This window comes from Thalassobaculum litoreum DSM 18839 (genome assembly GCF_900102465.1).
GTDB lineage: Bacteria > Pseudomonadota > Alphaproteobacteria > Thalassobaculales > Thalassobaculaceae > Thalassobaculum > Thalassobaculum litoreum.
On the sequence record NZ_FNBW01000007.1, the window covers coordinates 85,134 to 104,067 of the forward strand.

The following is an 18,934-nucleotide window of genomic DNA, read 5'->3' on the forward strand; positions in this document are numbered from 1 at the left end:
GCGAGTGCGCGTTCGATAGGGAGCGGGTCGGAAACCGCCCCCGACCGAAATCGGGGGCGGTCCCAGCGTGATCAGTTGATCAGCGACAGGTTCTCGGCGGCAGCCTTGCCGTTGCGGCCGGTCTCGAGCTCGAACGAGACCTTCTGGCCTTCGTTCAGCGTCTGCAGGCCGGCCCGCTCGACGGCGGAGATGTGAACGAAGGCGTCGGCGCCACCGTTCTCAGGCTCGATGAAGCCGAAACCTTTGGTCGAATTGAACCACTTAACAGTACCTTTAGCCATGGAAGCTTCCTCCAACAGGGCATTACATAACAACGCGTCACGGCACGTGCCGGCGCGGACGGGTAGCGATCACATTGTCGGGGAAGGCAGAACGTAGCGGCGTACCGGTATGTCAGGCAGCACCAAACGATGAATCACGAGCTCATACATAGGATAGGTGCACGGTAAAGTCAACTGGAGCCGCTTTGGCGGACCGGAGATCCGGCACCACCCCGCCGTCGCGGCGTCGACAGAGCCTTGGCTCTCTAACAAAGCATCAGCAAATTCAAGTGGATGAAAAAATGGATAAAAATAAATATGGAAAACCGGTTTAAAAATTGACAATCGCCGATACGAAATATACTAATATAAGTAATAATTAAAAATAATATTCGGGACTCGAATTTTAAGGGGTCTCGCGAGCAAGTCGGAATGGATCGCCTCCGTTCTCGGCGGTATTTCGGTTCGTGCCGTCCTTGCCGCGGCGGTCGGTTGTATCTTGCCTGCAGAACCCGCACCGAGCTGACGTGTTGGCCTATGCCGCGCCCGGCTCGGGATGCGATGGGCGCCGCGCCGATCCTCATCCGGGTCGGCGCGGCTGCCCGTCATCCAGTCAGTACGGCCGGCCAATACGCGGCGGCCGGTACGCGGCGGCCGATACGCGGCAGTCTCCGTGTCGTTTCATCCGACCATCCGGTTCAAGGAGAAAAATCGTGAAGAAGGATAACCGTGGCATGGAATACGCGACGCTCACCGACGCCGAGGCCGATCTCTTGAGAAGCCACAATATTACGGCCGTCACGGTCACGAACTTCTCCGTGGGAGGCTACAAATACACCAATCTGCAGGACGCGGTCGCGGCGGCGAAGCGGCGCGACGCGGCAAACGACGGGAATCGACCCAGCGGGCATTGACCCGCCCGACCCCGAGACATCGTCTTGATGGACACCAAACCGGGAAAAGAAATGCGGATCAGCATCGGATGCAGCATGACCTTCGACCTGCCTCAGGTGACGCCGATGGTCACGCTGCTGAACGTCCACTACTCGCGGGCCAGCGACCTTGAACAACCGGACATTCTGCTGACCGACCCGTCGGTTCAGGTGACCGGATACCGCGACCTGTTCGGAAACTGGTGCAGCCGCCTGGTCGCGCCGGCCGGCCGCTTCACCCTCGGCGCGGCGACGGTCATCCGCGACGATGGGGCGGCCGACCCCGCCGTCCCGGCCGATGCCGTTCAGCACATGGTGCAGGACCTTCCCGCGGAGACCCTCGTGTACCTGCAGGGAAGCCGATACTGCGACACCGACCATCTGTCGGACGAGGCGTGGCGCCGGTTCGGATCGACCCCGCTGGGCGCCGCACGTGTGCAAGCGATCTGCGACTTCGTGCACGGCCACATCGCGTTCGGATACGAAACGGCGCGGGCCACCCGGACCGCGTCGGAAGCCTTTGCCGAGCGCCAGGGGGTATGCCGCGACTACGCGCACCTGGCTGTCGCCTTTTGCCGGTGCCTCAACATCCCGGCGCGCTATTGCACCGGGTATCTGAGCGATATCGGTACGCCCGAGCCGCACGGCGTTCCGGATTTCGCCGCCTGGATGGAGGTTTATCTTGGCGGACGGTGGTGGGCGTTCGATCCACGCAACAACTCCCCCCGCGTCGGCCGTATCCTGATCGGTCAGGGCAGGGACGCGGCGGACGTGCCGTTGACACAGATCTTCGGCCCCGGCGTGCTGTCCGATTTCCGGGTTTGGACCTTCGACGCCGATGCCATCGATCCGGACGCCGCTCCCATCGGCCAGCCGCCGGCGACAAACGTCTGAACCCGGTCTCGGCATTCGAGCCGATCAATGGGCGCGCGGCCGCCGGGCATCGCCCTTCGGCCTGGTTGCGCGTGGGCGAAATAAAGCCAAGCGTGTTGTCTGGGGTATTATAATATATTCCGCCTGTGTATTTGATTGATTATAAAATAATACGGCTGTAATCTGTATAATTAAGTAATTTTCATGTAGGTGATAAAATGTCTTTCAAGTCTTTTTGGAAAAGCTCTGGCGACATCGGAAAGCCGAACGCTTCGACGGAGGCGGTCACGGACGCGGGGGCTGTGAAGGCACCGGCGGCCGCGTCTCCTGAGAAGGACGTCGCCGGCCCGGCGAACAAGGTTCCGCCGAAAGTCTGAACCGGAGCGCGCGCGAGCCGACGTGCTCGACCGCGATCCCACGGGGGCGTGCGATGACCCTGAACTTTCCGAACGCGTCACGCAGCTTCGATCCGACGCATGATCGGGTTCGCTTCTGGGGCTACGATCGTGCTCTGGAGGTCTCTTTCTTCGTCGAGGCGTCCGCGTTGCTCAAATCGGCCCCCGACACCGAACATCGGGAAGCGGACCTGCTTCTCGCCTTCGATCGACTCATCGACCGAATACATGAGGCGGCGCGGGCGGCATATGCCCGCGACCGCTGTTTCGCCTACGTACTGACAGCGGAAGACCTTTGACCGGCCGCCGCCGCCCGGAACCATGCCGCGTCACCGGCGGAGGACCGCCTCCGGCGCTTTGCCGCCGACCCGAAGGGATGACCGATGGATCGCCTGTTGGACCCTAACGAAGGCCTCCCAACGGGAGTCGTGGCCAGAGACGCGATCCTGCTGACGACGGTACGGCTGCACACCTTCGCCGGACAGATGCATCTCACCAATGCGAGCGGGTTCTTCTTCGAGCGCGATACCAGCCTCTTCCTGGTCACCAGCCGCCATGTCGTTCTCGACCGAGAAAACGACCACACCCCCGACCGCATCTCGATCGAGTTGCATACGGACCCGGAGAACCTCGCCAGATCGACGGGGTTCTCCATCCCGCTCTATCGCGACCGGTGTCCGCTCTGGCGGGACGGCACGGACGGGGGAGGCGGGGTCGACGTGGCCGTGATCCCCATCGATCGGGACGCCCTTCCGGAACCGAGCCTGTACAGGGCCTTCTGTGCCGACAACCTGGCCTGCGAGCGGGACGAGATCGAGATCGGCTCTCCGCTTCTGGTGGTCGGTTATCCGTTGGGGTTTCAGGACACGCTGCACCGGATGCCGGTCGTGCGCCATGCCGCGCTGGCCTCGTCGTTCGGGCTGCGGTTCCAGGGCAAGGGCTACTTCCTCACCGACGCGCGGACCCATCGCGGGACCAGCGGCGCGCCCGTGGTGATGCCGATCGATCGCCGGCACACGGCGCGCAGATCCGCGTTGAAGGAGGTGCCGTGGCTGCTCCTCGGCGTGCATTCGTCCCGTCTCGATCTCGGGTCCCGCGACCTGGATCTGGACGAGGCGTTGGGGCTCAACTGCACCTGGTATGCGGACATCCTGATGACCCTGACAAAGCCATGACCCGGGCCACCCGCCTTGTGCGGGAGACCCCGGTCAGGGCCACGCGCTCGCTGCCAGGGTCGCGCCTGCCGGTGCTGCTCGGCGTCAGGCGATCAGGTCGGCCAGGTCCTGCATCGTCCGTACGGTGATGTCCGGCTGGTAGGGGGTCCGTTCGAACGGCCGCTCCCGGCGGTTGATGAAGGCGGTCTTCATGCCGGCCGCCTTGGCGCCGATGACGTCGAAAGCGTGGTTGGCGACGAACAGCACCTGCTCCATCGGTAGGCCGATCAGCTCCGCCGCCTTGGTGTAGGTGGCGACATGGGGCTTGAAGGAGTTGGCTTCGGCCACCGAGATGACCCGGTCGAACGGCACCTTGTGGTACCGCTTGGCGGCCTCCAGCATGTCCGGATCGCCGTTCGACAGAACCACGAGCTGGTAGCGGGTCTGCAGCTTCGCCAGCGCGGCCGGCACCTCGGGGAAGCATTCCAGCTTCTCGATCTCCGCGACCAGGTCGCGTACCTCCTCGTCGGTGTGCTCTATGCCGGCCCGGTTCAGCACCTGGTCGACCGCCCGGAATCCGATCTCGCGATAGGGCGTGTGCTCCCTATGCAGCAGCGCGTCGATCATCGAGTTCTCGAAATGAGTCCGTCGCCACCAGGTCACGAAGGAGTTCGGGTTGCCGGTCCAGCCCTTCGCCTTGAGATAGGGGGTCGCGATCTTGGTCAGTCCGCCCTGCATGTCGACGACCGTGCCGTACTGGTCGAGCATGCAGGCCTTGATGGTGCTCTTCAGCGTGTCGATCTCGGGCATGTCCTCCGCCTCTCTTCTTTGTGTCGTTGATGCGCGACTGATTAGAGCCGCCCCGCGCGGGTTGACGCCACCCGGCATCGGTGGTGACTCCGTCCATCCCTTGACGCATTCCGTGGGCGGAGCGATGCCGCACTTCTTTTCGAACCGTCCGCGCGTGCATGCCCTGGTGCGTCGTGCCGGGAACAGGGTGCTGCATTTCCGCTGGGAGACCGTGAACGCGACGCTCTACACGGTCGGAGGCGTCGTCTTCATGGTGGGCAGTGTCCTGTTCCTTCCCAGCCTGTCCGCCTGGGAGAATGTCGGGGCCGGGGCCTTCCTCGTCGGGTCGCTGCTGTACCTTCTGGTCACCGGGCACGACATGTTCGAAGTGCTGGCCAACCACCTGGACCGGAGGCGTCGGCGCGCGGTCTGGCGGGTGCTGGAGTTCTGGGCGGCGGTCGCCTACCTGGTCGGTACGCTGCTGTTCGTGGCCGGCAGCGTGTTCTTCTTCTCCGCCTTCGACTGGATCGGCCCGGGGGCGTGGTGCTTTCTGATCGGATCGGTGCTGTTCCTGTTCGGGGCGGTGGTCAACGTGCTGGAGATCATCTTCGCCGCCACACTGAAGACCCTGCAGCTTCTGAACCTGACGGCGATCAGCTTCATCGTCGGCTCCACGCTGTTCTGCGTCGCGTCCATCCCGTTCCTGTGGGAGCTGACCGCCGAGGCAGACCGGCTGCTGCTGGACACGTATCTCGCCTGGCTGTTTCTCGTGGGGAGTGTGCTGTTCCTCGCCGGCGGGCTGTTCAACTACTGGCGGGCCTGGCTGGTGGTTCGGAGCGGTCCCGCGCCGGATTCTTAACCATCGGGCCAGGGCCTGCGGCCGAGCAGCTTCGGGAAGCCGGGCTCGTTGCCGACCAGCAGGCGGTCGATGCGGCCGGTGCCGTCTTCGCAGGGCAGGATCAGCCGCGCCCAGCAGGTCATGCCGTGGGCCGGCGGCGGCCGGTGATGGCAGAACAGGGGAGCGCCCGACCGCACCGCCGCGGCATAGGTGATCCGGAAATACGTGCGCATCTCCGGCGAGGAGATGGCCGCGGTGGTTTTGCCGGTCAGTTCCAATCCGCTGATGGTGGCGATCTCGCTGCCATACAAACGGTAGATAAACTCGTAAGGGTCGTCGGTGGTCTCCAACAGCATGACGATGCCGAGAGCCGGACCGATCTCGACCGCGTCGATCGCCTGGGTAAGCGGAAGACGCTGGCCACGGGACAGGTGTATCCAGTATTTAAATAGGGATTTCAGGCGGGCGCTTTCGACATCGTCGGCCGTCGGGTTCAGTCGGATGAGCGGGCTGTCGGATCCAATATTTCTAAAAATATTATCTAAATAGAAAAAATCGCCATCAAGCAGCGAGGACGTCATCTCATTCAGATCGGTCATGGACACCTTGTCATCCCAGCCAGTGCAAGTTGCATCTATTCGGAGACTGTTTCGGGTGCCGCATAATTAGTCACTCACGGCGCCCGTCACTGCCAATTATGCATATGTCGCAACACTGTATGATTGTGAGTCAATAGTTATTCATCCATCAAAGGGAATTATCGAGCACGGTCGTTTTGATCGGCGGGGCGCGGCGTTTCGCCATGTCGCTTTAAGTGATAGGAAGGCCACGTGGCGGTCTCGATGGCGGACGATGTATTGCGAAACCCGAACAGCGCCCTAGTTCTGCTCGGGTCTACGGGAAACACCTAGCGATGGCTCGATTCCGCATCTGGTCCAACACGGCCGAATATCTGTCGCTTTCAGCGATCGACCGCCCGGTACTGGCCGACCTGTACCGGTACTGGCGCGACCTGTCCGTCAATGGGGTTCCGCCGCGCCAAAAGGATCTGGCACTCCACGACATGCCGGACTGTCTGTCCAATATCGCCCTGATCGATGTCGCCCGGCCGACGCGGGAGGACAAGGATCTTCCGCCCGGTTTCCCGTTACGGGCACGCTACCTTCTGGTCGGCGAGGCGCTGACCCGGCTGCTCGGCGAAAACCCGACCGGGATGCTGATCAACGAGGTGTACAGCAGGGACGTGGCCCAGGAGGTTGGCGGCGCCCTGTTCAAGTCGATGGACACCCAGCGGCCGCTGTACTACCGGCGCGAGTTCCAGATCCTGAGGAAGTCCTTCGGCTACGATCGGCTGATCCTGCCCATGCGGCTCCAGGCTTCCGAGGTCCGACGGATTCTCCTGGCGATCTTTCCGCTCGACAAGAAGCTCGTCTCCGCCGACCAGTGGCGCGGGGAGCTGGAGAAGTTCGAGGCGATGCAGGAGATGGAGACGCGGATGTCGGCGGCCTGGGCGGAGAGCCTCGGCTATGCGGCGTCGCCCGAAGAGGACCTTGGCCCCGAGACGGCTGCACACGGCTCCGCGCAGGGGCATGAGATGGACGCGTCGAATTACTTCGATCTGCCGGCCCGTGGGCGCTCCTCCGACTGACCCTGTCGGTTCAGGTGGTGGCGACTATCTGCGCAGGCGCTGAAACCAGGTTGTCCGGCGCGCCAAGCGGGGGTCGTCGCGAGGCGGGAACGCGTCATGCCGGGTTGGATCGAGTTCCGGCAGGGCGGCGCGTTTGCGGTTGCGGATCGCCTCGGCCGCCCATTGCCGCTTCAGGGCGTTGTGCCGCTTCTGCAATTCCGGATCAGCCGCCAGGGCGGCGGCAAAGCCGCCGGCGCCGAAGTCGCCGGTATAGCCGGCTTCCTGCGCCAACTGCTGGTCGATCTCTCGGCTGAGCTGCGGACGGGGCGGGACGTCGCTGCGTTTCAGGACCAGGGCGAACTCGATATCGTCGACCTCGGTCGGATAGACCGCCGTCACGTCGAACGGGAACAGGTTGAGGTCGTCGATCTCGCGGAACAGCGCCAGCAGGCTGACCGGCGTGAAGACGCTGCAATGGGCGTCGATGTACCGGCCGGTCTCGAACGCGGACCGGGCCTGCTCCAGCGCGGTGCTCGGGTCGTAGATATTGGCGAATCCCCCGGCCGGTTCCTGAGCCCAGCCATAACCGGGCGGCACGTCGACCACCTTTGAATGGTAGTCGTAGACCTGCCCGGTGCTCGGCCGCGACGGCTTCTCCAGATACCACTCGATCCAGTCGGCCGTCCGGGTCTTGGCCCTGTGGCGGTCGAAGGTGAAGCGCATGTCGGGCACGACCATGTAGATCTGCCCGCCGGGCGCGAGCAGGCTGTAGGCGTCGGCCAGCCACTGCACCGGGTTGGGGAAATGTTCGAAGACGTGGCTGGAGACGATGGCGTCGAACGGTTCCGCGGCGCCGACCGCCTCGGCGAAGGTGCCGCCGTTCCAGACATAGGTCACGTCCACGAGCTTATCGACATCGACGCCGGGGTGCCCGCGATACTCGCGCCGCAGCCCTTCGGTATCCAGATGGTCGACATACTCGACCCTGGCTTCGTGGGGGGCGACGAGGGGGACGGCGAGGGCGCCGATTTCCAGCACCCGCGCCGTCTCGATGTCGATGTGTTGGCGCAGAAGGCCGCGTCTATCCATTCAGTCCGGCCTCTCCGCCGATGGGTCATGCGCGTTGGTTGAACCGCCTTCCCACTAGGGCACTGGCGATGTTGATCTTTTGGATGTCGATGGCGCCGCCGGCGATACCCCAGCCCCAGCCATCCCGCATCCGCTGCTCCATACCATATTCCTTGGCATACCCGTACCCGCCCATGACCTGCAAGGCGGCGCCGGTGACCTCGCGGACCATCTCGTTGGAGAAGCACTTGGCGAGCGAGCTGTCGAGAATGCTGGGCAATCCGTCTTCCGCGTTCTGGGCGGCACGCCAGATCAGCAGGCGCGAGGCTTCCACTTTCAGCGCCATCTCGGCCAGCTTCATCTGCACCGCCTGAAACTCCACCAGCTCCTTGCCGAAGGCCTTGCGCTCCTGCACGTAGTCGAGCGCCTGATCCAGCGCCGCCTGGGCGATGCCGAGGCACATGGTGGAGTTGCCGCAGCGTTCCAGGTCGAACGCCTCCATCAGCTTGCGGAAGCCGCCGGCGGGGACGATCAGGTTCTCCTTCGGCACCCGCACCTCCTCGAAGAAGATGTCGGCGGACGGGATGCCGCGGAATCCCATCAGCCGCTCGCGCGGGCCGAAGGACACGCCGTCGCGGTCCTTCTCCACGTAGAGCGCGCCGATGCCCTTGGCACCCGGCTCGTCGGAGAGCTTGGTGTAGACCACGTAGCTGTCGGAATGGCCGCCGCCGGAGCACCAGCGCTTCTGGCCGTTGAGGATGTAGTGGTCGCCGTCCAGCACGGCGCGGGTCTTCAGGTCGGTGAGCGCGGTGCCAGCATCAGGTTCCGACATGGCGACGGCGCAGACGATCTCGCCGGCGCAGACCTTCGGGACCACGGACTTGGCCAGCTCGGAGCCGGCGAAATGCTCGACCGCGCGGATCGGGCCGACGGAGCTTTCGAAGATCGGGAAGGCGACGGCGGGTGAAACCTTGGCGAACTCCTCCAGCACGATCAGCGCCTCCAGATTGCCGAGGCCGAGGCCGCCGAGCTCCGGCGCCACGTTGATGCCGAGGAACCCCATCTCGGCGTAGCGCTTCAGCCACTCTTTGGAGATGGCCTCGTCCTTTTCCTCCAGCTCCTTGGCCACCGCCGGCATCTCGGTCTGGGCGAACTGGCGCGCGGTGTCGCGCAGAGCCTGCTGTTCCTCGGTCAGTCTGAAGTCCACCGGTGGATCCTCCGCTTCTTCGTTGGCGTGTCTGTGAAGTCGGTTGGCACTTTGGTCTTCCGGCTGTTAGGCTGTAAATGAAATAGAATTTCATCAGTTGAAATTTCAGACGTGCGGCTCGGGGAGGCGGGAGTGGCGTCATATCGCCCGGTGATATCGGTGCTGCGCTGCCTGGACGTCCTGGCGGCGGTGAACCGGCTGTCTGGCCGCGCCAGCCTGGCGGAGATCCACCGGGTGGTGGATCTCGACAAGGCGACGATCCTGCGGATGCTGGAGACGCTGGTGCACGCGGGCTACGTGGTGCGCGACGACGACACGCGGCTGTATCACGCCGCCGGCAAGACCCTGCAGCTCAGTGCCGGGTACCGGGCCCACAACGCCATCGGTGCGGCCGTCGCGCCGCGCCTGGGGGCGTTCCGGCGGCGGATCGGCTGGCCTTCGGACGTGGCGATCCGCGACGGCGATGCGATGATCGTGGTGGAGACCTCGCGCGAGTCCGGGCCGATCTTCGTCAACCGCGGTCCGGGCTACCGGGCGCCGATGCTGGCGGCGAGCCTGGGGCTTGCCTATACGGCGTTCTGCAGTGCGGCGGAGCGGGCGGCGATCCTGGAGACGGCGGCGCAGGACCCCGCCCCCTGGAACGACGTGGCCCGAAACCGGGCACAGGCCGACGCGGTGTTCGGCGCCATCCGCTCGGCCGGCTACGCCACCATGAACCCGGCCTATATGGCGCGGGAATACGAGAACCGGATCTCCAGCGTCGGCGTGCCGATCCGCGACGGCGAGACGATCTTCGCCTGCATCAACGTGCTGTATCTGCGCTCGGCCCTTTCTGCCGAGGACGCGGCCGACGCGCTGGTCGTTCCGCTGCAGGAGATCGCGGCGGATCTGGCGGCGGATCTGGCACGGCAGAGCGCGGCGTAGATTTAATCCTCTCCGTCTCCCGGGCCCTGCGCCGGGGCCTATCGAAGGTGCGTGCTGAGGCATGGCCGGTTTGCCGTTGGCGCTCCAGCACGTGGAAGGCTGGATCCCGGATCAGGTCCGGGAAGACGAACGGGTTTGAACCACCCTGAGGCTCTATCTCCGACCCTCCGCAATGGCGCACAGCATCTCGAACATCAGGTTGGCCGCCGTCACGCAGGTGATGCCGGTGGGGTCGAAGCACGGGGCGATCTCGCTGATGTCGGCGCCGATGATCGGCTTGCCGGCGAGGCTGCGGATGATGACCTGCAGGTCGCGCGGGATCAGGCCGCCGATCTCCGGCACCGCCGTGCCCGGGCAATAGGCTGGGTCCACCCCGTCGATATCCAGGGTCAGGTAGAACGGCTGGTCGCCCAGGGCGCCGTGGATGCGCTTGATCGTCTCCGCCCGGCCCAGCTCCTCGTAATCGTCGATGGTGATGACGGTGAAGCCCTGGTCCAGGCCGTACTGGATGTCGTCGCCGAACCGGCTGCCGCGCAGGCCGAGCTGCACCACCCGCTTGGGGTCGATCCAACCCTCGTCCAGGCCGAGCCGCATGAAGGTGGCGTGGTTGAGGGTGTCGCCGCACAGCTCGGGCAGGGTGTCCGGATGGCTGTCGATCTGCAGGATGCCGACCGGCCCGTCCTTGACCAGCCCACGCAGGATCGGCGTCGGGATCGTGTGGTCGCCGCCGATGGAGATCGGGGTGATGGCGTTCTCGCGCAGTTCCTCGAAGAACTTCTGGATCAGGTCGATGGAGGCGACCTTGTCCAGCGGGTTGACCGGCGCGTCGCCCAGATCGGCCACGTTGCAGGTATCGAACGGCCTTGTGCCCAGGGTCGGGTGCACCTTGCGGATCAGGCGGGATGCCTCGCGCACGCCGGCCGGTCCCTGACGCGCACCGGTGCGGTAGTTCACCCCGAGGTCGAAGGGCACGCCGACCAGGCCGATATCGACGTCGCTGTGCACCTCGTGACGCTTGGTGCGCAGGAAGGTTGCGACATCGGCGAAGCGCGGCACCACCGCCGCGTCCACCGGCTGAAACCTCGGATCACCCGCCATGCTCTGCTCCCCTGTCTGGCAATGCGATGGGGCAACAGCACCACGGCAGGGCGGTGCCGGGCAATCCGTTAACTGGCGTCTTATTCGGCCGGCGCGAACGACCGGGCGCGGGCGCGCGAGCGCTGCTCGCGGCTGCGGCGGCCGAGATAGAGCCACAGGCCGGAGATCACGAAGGCCGCCGGCACCAGGGCGACGATCACCCAGAGGGCGCGGACGATCGGACCCCAAGACGTGCCCAGGCCGAACTTGCCCACATGGATGATGTAGCGCATGTGCCAGATGGTGGTGGCGAGGTTGGCCTCGCTGGCGGCGTAGACGTAGAGCACGCGTGCTGGGTCGTCGCCGACCCAGACCCGCGTCGCCTGGCCGTCGCCGGCCCCCTCCGGCATCAGGCCGACGACCATAGAATCCGTCGGGTTGCGGGGCAGGCGGAAGTGACTGAGCCTGGCGTCGGGTATCGCAACCGTTGCCGCGGCGATGCCGGCGTCCAGGTCCTTTAGCGGGGCGAGGGTCTGGTCCTTCGGCGGCTGCGGCTCCTCCACCTTGGAGAAGGTCGCCCATTCCAGGGCCACGCGCATCGGATCGTGCCAGTACATGGCCATGCCGGTCAGCGCCACGGCCGTCAGGATCAGGAAGGTGGCGATCCCGGTGGCCTGGTGCAGGCGCAGGATGCCGAAGCGGGTACCTTGCCGGAAGCTCACCGAGAGCCGGCGGAACGGCATGGGCGGCTTGAGCCAGAGCCACAGGCCGATCGCGCACTGCACGACCAGCAGCAGGGCCACGGCCGACACCCCGTGCCGGACCCATTTCGCCGTCGGTCCGTCCACCAGATAGCGGCGGTGCAGGGCGGTCAGCCAGCCCTCGAACCGGTCCTTGGGATGGAAATGCTCCAGGATGTCGCCCGAGGTCGGATCGATCCGCATGACGCCGGCACCGCCGGAGAGCCAGGCGGTCCAGACATCCTGTTTGGCGAGGGAGATCGACCAGATGTCGAGCTCCGGCCGTTGTTGGGCGACCCGGTCGACGATCGCGGTGGGAGACAGCGATGCGCCAACCGGGCCGGTGTTCCGAACCTCGCCATCGAGGGCTTGCTGCAACTCGGGTGCGTACACCAACAGCGCGCCGGAGAGGCTCAGAACAAGAAGCGGTACCGCCGTCAGCAGCGACACCCAGAGGTGCAGTCGTCGCAGGTTTCGATACCGCATCGGGTTTCTCGTCGCTTTAGAAGATGATGTCCGTGCCGAGCCAGAACACGCGGCCGAGTTTGCCTTCGTCGTTCACGGTCGTGCCTTGAACGGCCGTGCCGAAGTCGCGCTCGTCCAGCACGTTCTCGACCCGTGCGCGCAGAGCCCAGTTGGCGGTCGCCCACCAACTCGCCCCGAGGTCGAGGCGGGTGAACCCGTCTCGCTTGGTGACCTCGCCGTCCGCATCGACCGCTTCGTAACCGGTGGAGTGGTAGGCCGCCGTCCAAAGGCCGATCTCGTCGGTCACCCGATAGTCGAGGCGCAGACTGAACTGGTTCTCCGGGACGGAGGTGGTCTGTCCGGACCAGAAGATATTGTTGTTGACCTCGGTCCCGTCGGCGCGGGTCGCCTCCATGTCGATCACCCGCATGTACCCGGCCGACGCGGTCAGCCGGTCGGTGATCGTGGCGAAGATCTCCGCCTCGAAGCCGGACTGGTCGACCTCGACGCTCTCGATCGCCCCGTTGTTCCGCCGCGGCACGTTCTCCTGAACGATGTTGTACAGGGCGAGATCGACATAGCCGCCGTCCCAGCCCTGGTTCAGGCCAACCTCGACGGTCCGGGACTCGACGATCTCGTCGCCGGCGCCTGACGGGTTCAGCGCATCGGTGCCGAAATTACCATACTTGCCGACATAGCGGTTGAAGCCGGTTGCGTAGGACGCGCGAACCCGGGTCTTCTCCAGCACGCTGTAGGATGCGCCGAACTGGTAGGAGAACAGGCCGTCGTTCTCAAGGTTGTCCGGCTGCTCCGCGCCGTCATAGACGATGTCGTTGGTGAACCACGTATGGCGCAGGCCGCCGGTGATCTGGAGATTGTCGTTGAATGTCACGGCATTGGTCGTCTTCAGCGCGTAGTCGACGAAGGAATTGTCCCAGAGCCCGTCACGTTCGGTGTGGATGCGTGCGACCTCGGCGCCGACCGATCCGTCCCACACGATGCCGTCGGCCACCGGGGCGGTCATGAAGTGGTTCATGAAACCGATCTGGTTGTCGACACTGCGGTCGCGCGACCGGGCCGGCCATTGCATCTCGCTGCTCGTCGCCAGCAGACCGAACTGCAGGCTTTGGCTGTCGTTCAGACGGTGATCGAGGGTGGCGGCGCCGATCATGGTCTCGCCGGTGATCTCGTTGACCTCGCCGTTGCGGATGATGTCCGGCTGGTTGCGGTCGACGGATGCCAGGAACTCGGCCCGGGTGTCGGGACTGAAGTTCCAGCCGACCTTGGCCAGTCCGCCGATGACCGACTGCTGCTCCAGGTTTTCCGGGTCGCCGTTGTAGTCGCCGTAGAACCCGCTGGCGGCGGCGTAGTAGTCCCACTGCTCCGTGCTGTCGGCGATCTCGCCCTGCATCAGGCCCTCGCGGGCGCTACTGGCGTCCAGGCTGATCGCCTGGTGGTTCTTGTAGTCCCGGCCCGACTTGATTCGGGTCTCGAGCACGCCGCCGTCGCTGCCGTTGCCGTATTGCACCGCGCGGCCACCCTTTTGCACCGTCATCTTATCCACGGCGATGGTGGGGATGCTGGTGTTGCCGTAGCCGCCGCCATCGGTGCCCTGGAACTTGATTCCGGGCAGGCCGTCGATCGATTGGGACGCGCCCCAGTCGCCGAAGGTGCGGATCTTGGTGCCACCGCCGAACCGGTCTCCGGTGCCCGGCTGATTGATCAGACCGGTGGCATTGTAGCGCAGTGCGTCATACTTGTTCACCGGATTGACATTCTGGATCACGCTGCCATCGACCTCGGATGCGGATCGGCTGCTGTTGTAGGCGCCGTCCACCTTGGAGCGGATCTGCTGGGATTCGTGAACGTTCGTGCCGGTGACCACCACCGGCTTGAGATCGAAGACTTCCGCGATCGCGGTCGTACTCATCAGTGAAAGGCTCAGCGCACCAAGTGCGCCTGCGAGCGTGCGTGCCGACATACTCCGGTGACCCCCCGGTCAAGGTTGCGTATGCGCCCCGCTCCCACCCGAGGCGCGCGGAGTATGTGGTGGTGCGGATCTTATTGCAAACGATTCTTAGTAGCACTCGCATTAGCGGCTTAAAGTAGGGTCTTTTCCTCGCCGGGAGTCGCCATTCACAGAAATTTCATCAAAAAAACGGCCGGTATTCGGCCGGAAAGTCCTTAGAGATCAGGTCTCGCGCCAAAAAGTTCTGCGGGGCGATCAGCGATTCGTCTTGACATCCGTGCAGAAAAGACTAGCTATAAGGCGTAGTTGATACACTTGTTTGGTGCTGCCTGGACCGACGGTACACCGTTTAGCTTAGATATCCCCTGACAATGTTATCGCTATATTTTCCGCGACGGCTGTGCCGTGACCGCGGAATCGTAACGCCTGTTAGAGGACACTCCCATGGCTACTGGTACTGTTAAGTGGTTCAATTCGACCAAGGGCTTTGGCTTCATCGAGCCGGAGAACGGTGGGAACGACGCTTTCGTTCACATCTCCGCCGTCGAGCGCGCCGGCCTGCACACCCTGAATGAGGGTCAGAAGGTTTCCTTCGAGCTTCAGGCTGGCCGTGACGGCAAGCCGGCTGCCGAGAACCTGTCGCTGATCGACTGATACCGACAGCACACGAACCGCTCCGGACCCTGTCCGGAGCGGATCCTGCGAAGGACGAAGACACCACGCGCCCGGGCAACCGGAGGCGCGCTTCAGAGGGGTCGGTCGACGAGACCCCGGATCAGTCCGGCGGACCTGCCGGCATCTACGGGGAACAGCCCTAGGCCGGGCGCCGTCCGCATCCGGACGTCCAAGCGGACGGCCAGCCGACACCCCAAATCGACACACACATTTCAGCGAACGACGCGCTCGGCATTGCCTGGAAGCGCCGGTCGATTTCGCGCATCGAACCCAAGGATATCCCATGAAGAACGAAGACAGCTTCCTGATCACCTATGGCCTCCACTCCTACGTCACCCATGACAGGGTCGGTGACCGCAGCATCTTCACCATCCGCGCGCCGGCTGGTCCGAAGATGATCCGCCACGCCAAGACCCTGCTGACGGGCAATTTCGGCGGGGCTGCCGCCATCCGTGTGATCTGAGCCCCCCGGACCGACGTCCGGGGCCGGCGCGACCGTGCGCCGCACGGGTCGGCAATTCTTGGAACGACCGGCGACGAGGCACGTTTCCCGACATGAGTTCCATGGGCGCGCGACCGCCGCGACACGGCGGATCGGCGACCATGACGAAGGGGGCGGATCCCCGAGATGAATGGAGACGACAATGCCCAATATCGCCGACGCCAAGATCGCGATCCTCGCCACCCACGGGTTCGAGAAGTCCGAGCTGTTCGAGCCGAAACGCCGGCTTGAGGAGGCGGGCGCCAAGGTGACCGTCGTGTCGCCCGAAACCGGCGCGATCAAGAGCTGGGACGAGAAGGACTGGGGCGAGAGTGTCGATGTCGACATGGATCTCGCCGACGCCAAGGCGGGTGATTTCGACGCGCTGGTTCTGCCGGGCGGTCAGATCAACCCGGACATCCTGCGCGCCAACCCCAGTGCGGTTGCGCTGGTGAAGTCGTTCTTCGATGCCGGCAAGACCGTCGCCGCGATCTGCCACGGCCCCTGGCTGCTGGTCGAGGCCGGCGTGATCAAGGGCCGCAACGTGACGTCCTACGGCTCGATCCAGACCGACGTGAAGAACGCCGGCGGCCTGTGGGAGGATTCCGAGGTCGTGGTCGACCAGGGCCTGATCACCTCGCGCAAGCCGGACGACCTCAAGGCCTTCTGCGAGAAGATCATAGAGGAGGTCCAGGAGGGGCGGCACGAGCGCCGTGCCGCCTGATCCAGGCAGCTGGACCTGACGATCTGAAACGAACGCGATCCCCCTTCCGGCCTCCGGGAGGGGGATTTTCTTTGGGTAGCCGGTTACCGGTTGGCCCGGGCAACCACCGCTTCCGCCAGCACCTGGATGCCGGGAAGCTGGTCCTCCAGGCAGGTGTTCTCCGCCTCGTTATGGCTGATGCCCTCATCGCAGGGCGTGAAGATCAGCACCGACGGGGCGATCTTGGCGATGTTGTAGGCGTCGTGTCCGGCCTGGCTGCGCAGTTCCATCAGCTCCACGCCCTGGCCGGCGGCGGCGCCGCGGATCAGGTCCTGCAACTCCGCGTCGAACACCGGGGTGTTGAAGCTCCAGGCGTCGCCGACGGCGATGTCCGTACGCGAGCGCTGGGCGCAGTCGACCAGGGCGTGGCGGATCTCCGCCTCCATGGTCTCGGTGAGTTCCCTGTCGGGCGAGCGGAAATCGACGAACAGGGTCGCCCGGTCGGAGATGATGCCCGGCTTGTTCGGCCAGGCCTCAAGCCGGGCGACGGTCGATTTCGCCTCCCGGTCTGCGTATTTCAGGCCGATGCGGTCGACCTCCAACGCGACGGACGCGGCGCCGACGATGGCGTTGCGCCGCCGGTCCATCGGGGTCGGCCCGCTATGGGCGTTCACGCCGGTCACCTCGATCCGCATGCCGCGGGCGACATAGGTGCCGGTCACCAGGCCGAGCTTCACCCCGGCCTCGTACAGCGCCGGGCCCTGCTCGATATGGATCTCGAAATAGCTGTCGAACGCCCGCCCTCCCACCGGCGCGTCTCCGGCATAACCGATGGCGGTCAGCGCGTCGGCCACGGTGGTGCCGTCCTCGTCGGCCCGTTCCAGCGCCCAGTCCAGCTCGTGGATGCCGGCGAAGACGCCGGAGCACAGCATCGGTGGCGGAAAACGGCCGCCTTCCTCGTTGGTCCAGTTCACCACCTCGATCGGCCGCCTGGTCTCGATCCCCTGATCGTCGAGCGCCCGCAGGATCTCCAGGCCGGCCAGCACGCCGACGATGCCGTCGAACCGGCCGCCGGCCGCCTGGGTGTCCAGATGGCTGCCGATCACCACCGGCGGAAGGTTGTCGTGTGTGCCGCGCCGCCTGGCGAACATGTTGCCGAGCTTGTCGACGGTGAGGGCATAGCCCGCATCGGTGCACCATTCGGCGAACAGATCGCGCACCTCGCCATCGGCCGGGCTCAGGGTGAGCCGGGCGAGGCCGCCGCGCGGTCCCTTGCCGATCTCCGCCGATGCCTCGATGGTCGACCAGAACCGCGCGCCGTCGATGGCGATGGAATTGCGGGCCATGGGGGTCTCCGACGTGAGCCATTGAAACGATGGGCGCATGTTAGCCGGTCAGGCATGTCGGGACGAGACACTGAGACGCCCCCCGAAGCGGTTTGATCTGCGGTACGCTGTCGCCATGGACACGGTTTGGCTTGTCGATGAGGCGATGCTCCTGCGTTTCGCGGTGGCAGTCGCGGTCGGGGTGATCGTCGGTATCGAGCGTGGTTGGAGCCAGCGCGCCCTGGAGGCCGGCGCACGCACCATGGGCCTGCGGACCTTCACCTTGATCGGCATGGCGGGAGGCATCCTCGGGATTGTCGGCAACGAACTGCTGGTCGGAGCCGGACTGGTCGCGCTGGCGTCGCTGCTCGTGGTGTCATACCTGCGTGCCGATGACCGCGATCTGGGCCTGACCACGGAAGTGTCGGCACTGACCACCTTCCTGCTCGCCGTCTTTTCCGGCTGGGGCTATCCGACCTATGCGGCGGCAGGCGGCGCGGTGGTGGCCGCCGTGCTTGAGGCGAAGGCGCCTCTGCACCGGTTTCTCAAGGGGCTGGCCGAACGCGAGCTCGAGGCGGCGATCAAGCTGCTCCTGCTCGCCGTGGTCGTGCTGCCGGTCCTGCCGGATGCCGACCTGGGCCCCGACGGGCTCGTGAACCCACGCCAGATCGGAATCATCGCGGTGGCCCTCGCCACGATCTCGTTCGTCGGCTACTGGCTGGTGAAACTGATGGGGTCACGGGCGGGTCCGTTGCTGTTCGGGCTGGCCGGCGGCCTGGTTTCGTCGACGGCGGTCACCCTGGCCTCCGCCCGGCTGAGTCGGGCTCAGCCGAGCCTGGCCCCGGCCCTGGCAAGTGCGATCGCTGCGGCCAACGCGGTGATGGTGGTGCGCGTCGGCGCCGTGGCCGGTCTGATGGCCCCGGCGCTCCTGACCGATCTGGTCTCCGTGCTGGCGCCGATCGGTCTGCTGTCCCTCGGCTGGATGCTCTGGAGGCTGCTGCACCCGGCGGCGCCGGTCGGCCCGGGCGGGCTTGCCGAGATGATCGACGCACCGGTGCCGATCGGCGAAAGCGTGCTGATGGCGCTGCTGGTCGGTCTCGTCTCGCTGGCCGCCAGTATCGGCCGTTCGCTTTTTTCGGGCGCGGGCCTGATTGTGGTGGCTGCGATCACCGGTCTGGCCGATGTGGACGCGCTGACCATCACCATGGCGCGACTTGCGCAGACCGTCGGAGACACAGCGGCTTCCGCCCCCGACGGCCTTCCGATTGCTGATGTCATCTGCGTGGCCGTGATCGCCAACATGATCTCCAAGGCGGCGCTGGTCGCGGCGTTGGGCGATCGGCAACTCGCCGCCGGGATTGCCGGCCTGTTCGGGTTCTCCGTTCTGATCGCAATCAGTGCGATCGCGGCGCGCAGCTTTATCGGCTGATCC

Annotated in this window: 20 protein-coding genes; 11 read left to right on the top strand and 9 right to left on the bottom strand. The window is 65.1% G+C overall.

From position 1 onward, the window contains the following. Positions 1-71 precede the first annotated feature (71 nt). Positions 72-281, bottom strand: a complete 210-nt coding sequence (locus tag BLS34_RS12500; protein WP_028794019.1) for a cold-shock protein — start codon at positions 279-281, stop codon at positions 72-74. A 692-nt stretch (positions 282-973) separates the two neighbouring features. Here BLS34_RS12500 and BLS34_RS12505 point away from each other — a divergent pair. The 4 genes from BLS34_RS12505 to BLS34_RS12520 all read left to right on the top strand — a co-directional run bounded on the left by BLS34_RS12505 (position 974) and on the right by BLS34_RS12520 (position 3,635). Continuing rightward, positions 974-1,174 carry a hypothetical protein gene (locus BLS34_RS12505; protein WP_139189290.1) on the top strand — a complete coding sequence of 67 codons (201 nt, stop codon included), beginning with the start codon at positions 974-976 and terminating at the stop codon, positions 1,172-1,174. 105 nt (positions 1,175-1,279) lie between these two features. Next, positions 1,280-2,086, top strand: a complete 807-nt coding sequence (locus tag BLS34_RS12510) for a transglutaminase-like domain-containing protein (protein WP_342739917.1) — start codon at positions 1,280-1,282, stop codon at positions 2,084-2,086. 409 nt (positions 2,087-2,495) lie between these two features. Next, positions 2,496-2,759 (top strand): DUF1488 family protein, encoded by a 264-nt coding sequence (locus BLS34_RS12515; protein ID WP_084618785.1) that lies wholly within the window; start codon positions 2,496-2,498, stop codon positions 2,757-2,759. A 129-nt stretch (positions 2,760-2,888) separates the two neighbouring features. Next, positions 2,889-3,635, top strand: coding sequence for a S1 family peptidase (locus BLS34_RS12520; RefSeq protein ID WP_028794023.1), 747 nt, complete (start codon positions 2,889-2,891; stop codon positions 3,633-3,635). Between the two features lie 84 nt (positions 3,636-3,719). On the opposite strand, the gene BLS34_RS12525 is transcribed toward BLS34_RS12520, so the two are convergent. After that, positions 3,720-4,424, bottom strand: coding sequence for a haloacid dehalogenase type II (locus tag BLS34_RS12525; protein WP_028794024.1), 705 nt, complete (start codon positions 4,422-4,424; stop codon positions 3,720-3,722). Positions 4,425-4,548: 124 nt separating this feature from the next. On the opposite strand from BLS34_RS12525, the gene BLS34_RS12530 reads away from it, so the two are divergent. Then, positions 4,549-5,262 (top strand): YrhK family protein, encoded by a 714-nt coding sequence (locus BLS34_RS12530; protein WP_093150767.1) that lies wholly within the window; start codon positions 4,549-4,551, stop codon positions 5,260-5,262. Here BLS34_RS12530 and BLS34_RS12535 read toward each other — a convergent pair. Then, a complete protein-coding gene (locus BLS34_RS12535) occupies positions 5,259-5,840 on the bottom strand; it encodes a PAS domain-containing protein (protein ID WP_093150769.1) in 582 nt (193 codons plus the stop codon). The two genes, BLS34_RS12530 and BLS34_RS12535, sit on opposite strands and share 4 nt — an antisense overlap. A gap of 314 nt (positions 5,841-6,154) precedes the next feature. Here BLS34_RS12535 and BLS34_RS12540 point away from each other — a divergent pair, with 314 nt between their 5' ends. Further along, complete coding sequence (locus BLS34_RS12540) at positions 6,155-6,889, top strand: PAS domain-containing protein (protein WP_093150771.1); 735 nt, start codon at positions 6,155-6,157, stop codon at positions 6,887-6,889. A gap of 24 nt (positions 6,890-6,913) precedes the next feature. Here the strand turns inward: BLS34_RS12540 and BLS34_RS12545 are convergent, their stop codons facing one another. Then, positions 6,914-7,957 (bottom strand): class I SAM-dependent methyltransferase, encoded by a 1,044-nt coding sequence (locus tag BLS34_RS12545; protein WP_093150773.1) that lies wholly within the window; start codon positions 7,955-7,957, stop codon positions 6,914-6,916. A 25-nt stretch (positions 7,958-7,982) separates the two neighbouring features. Beyond that, complete coding sequence (locus BLS34_RS12550) at positions 7,983-9,143, bottom strand: acyl-CoA dehydrogenase family protein (RefSeq protein ID WP_093150776.1); 1,161 nt, start codon at positions 9,141-9,143, stop codon at positions 7,983-7,985. Positions 9,144-9,275: 132 nt separating this feature from the next. Here BLS34_RS12550 and BLS34_RS12555 point away from each other — a divergent pair, with 132 nt between their 5' ends. Continuing rightward, a complete protein-coding gene (locus BLS34_RS12555; RefSeq protein ID WP_093150778.1) occupies positions 9,276-10,067 on the top strand; it encodes a helix-turn-helix domain-containing protein in 792 nt (263 codons plus the stop codon). Between the two features lie 153 nt (positions 10,068-10,220). Here the strand turns inward: BLS34_RS12555 and speB are convergent, their stop codons facing one another. The 3 genes from speB to BLS34_RS12570 all read right to left on the bottom strand — a co-directional run bounded on the left by speB (position 10,221) and on the right by BLS34_RS12570 (position 14,279). Continuing rightward, the gene (gene speB / locus BLS34_RS12560) at positions 10,221-11,165 is read right to left on the bottom strand and encodes an agmatinase (RefSeq protein WP_093150779.1); all 945 of its coding nucleotides are present in this window, start codon (positions 11,163-11,165) and stop codon (positions 10,221-10,223) included. An 80-nt stretch (positions 11,166-11,245) separates the two neighbouring features. Continuing rightward, entirely contained in the window at positions 11,246-12,370 is a 1,125-nt protein-coding gene (locus BLS34_RS12565; protein ID WP_093150781.1) for a PepSY-associated TM helix domain-containing protein, read from the bottom strand. 16 nt (positions 12,371-12,386) lie between these two features. Next, positions 12,387-14,279 (bottom strand): TonB-dependent receptor domain-containing protein, encoded by a 1,893-nt coding sequence (locus tag BLS34_RS12570; RefSeq protein WP_245701969.1) that lies wholly within the window; start codon positions 14,277-14,279, stop codon positions 12,387-12,389. A gap of 483 nt (positions 14,280-14,762) precedes the next feature. On the opposite strand from BLS34_RS12570, the gene BLS34_RS12575 reads away from it, so the two are divergent. From BLS34_RS12575 to BLS34_RS12585, 3 genes are all read left to right on the top strand, one after another. Next, positions 14,763-14,972 carry a cold-shock protein gene (locus BLS34_RS12575; protein ID WP_028794033.1) on the top strand — a complete coding sequence of 70 codons (210 nt, stop codon included), beginning with the start codon at positions 14,763-14,765 and terminating at the stop codon, positions 14,970-14,972. Positions 14,973-15,276: 304 nt separating this feature from the next. Then, complete coding sequence (locus BLS34_RS12580) at positions 15,277-15,456, top strand: hypothetical protein (protein WP_028794034.1); 180 nt, start codon at positions 15,277-15,279, stop codon at positions 15,454-15,456. 181 nt (positions 15,457-15,637) lie between these two features. Beyond that, the gene (locus tag BLS34_RS12585) at positions 15,638-16,198 is read left to right on the top strand and encodes a type 1 glutamine amidotransferase domain-containing protein (protein ID WP_093150785.1); all 561 of its coding nucleotides are present in this window, start codon (positions 15,638-15,640) and stop codon (positions 16,196-16,198) included. Positions 16,199-16,281: 83 nt separating this feature from the next. Here the strand turns inward: BLS34_RS12585 and BLS34_RS12590 are convergent, their stop codons facing one another. Further along, positions 16,282-17,523 carry a Zn-dependent hydrolase gene (locus tag BLS34_RS12590; RefSeq protein ID WP_093150786.1) on the bottom strand — a complete coding sequence of 414 codons (1,242 nt, stop codon included), beginning with the start codon at positions 17,521-17,523 and terminating at the stop codon, positions 16,282-16,284. Between the two features lie 115 nt (positions 17,524-17,638). On the opposite strand from BLS34_RS12590, the gene BLS34_RS12595 reads away from it, so the two are divergent. Next, on the top strand, positions 17,639-18,931 hold the full coding sequence (locus tag BLS34_RS12595; RefSeq protein WP_169400845.1) for an MgtC/SapB family protein: 1,293 nt from the start codon (positions 17,639-17,641) through the stop codon (positions 18,929-18,931). The last annotated feature ends 3 nt before the right edge of the window (positions 18,932-18,934 follow it).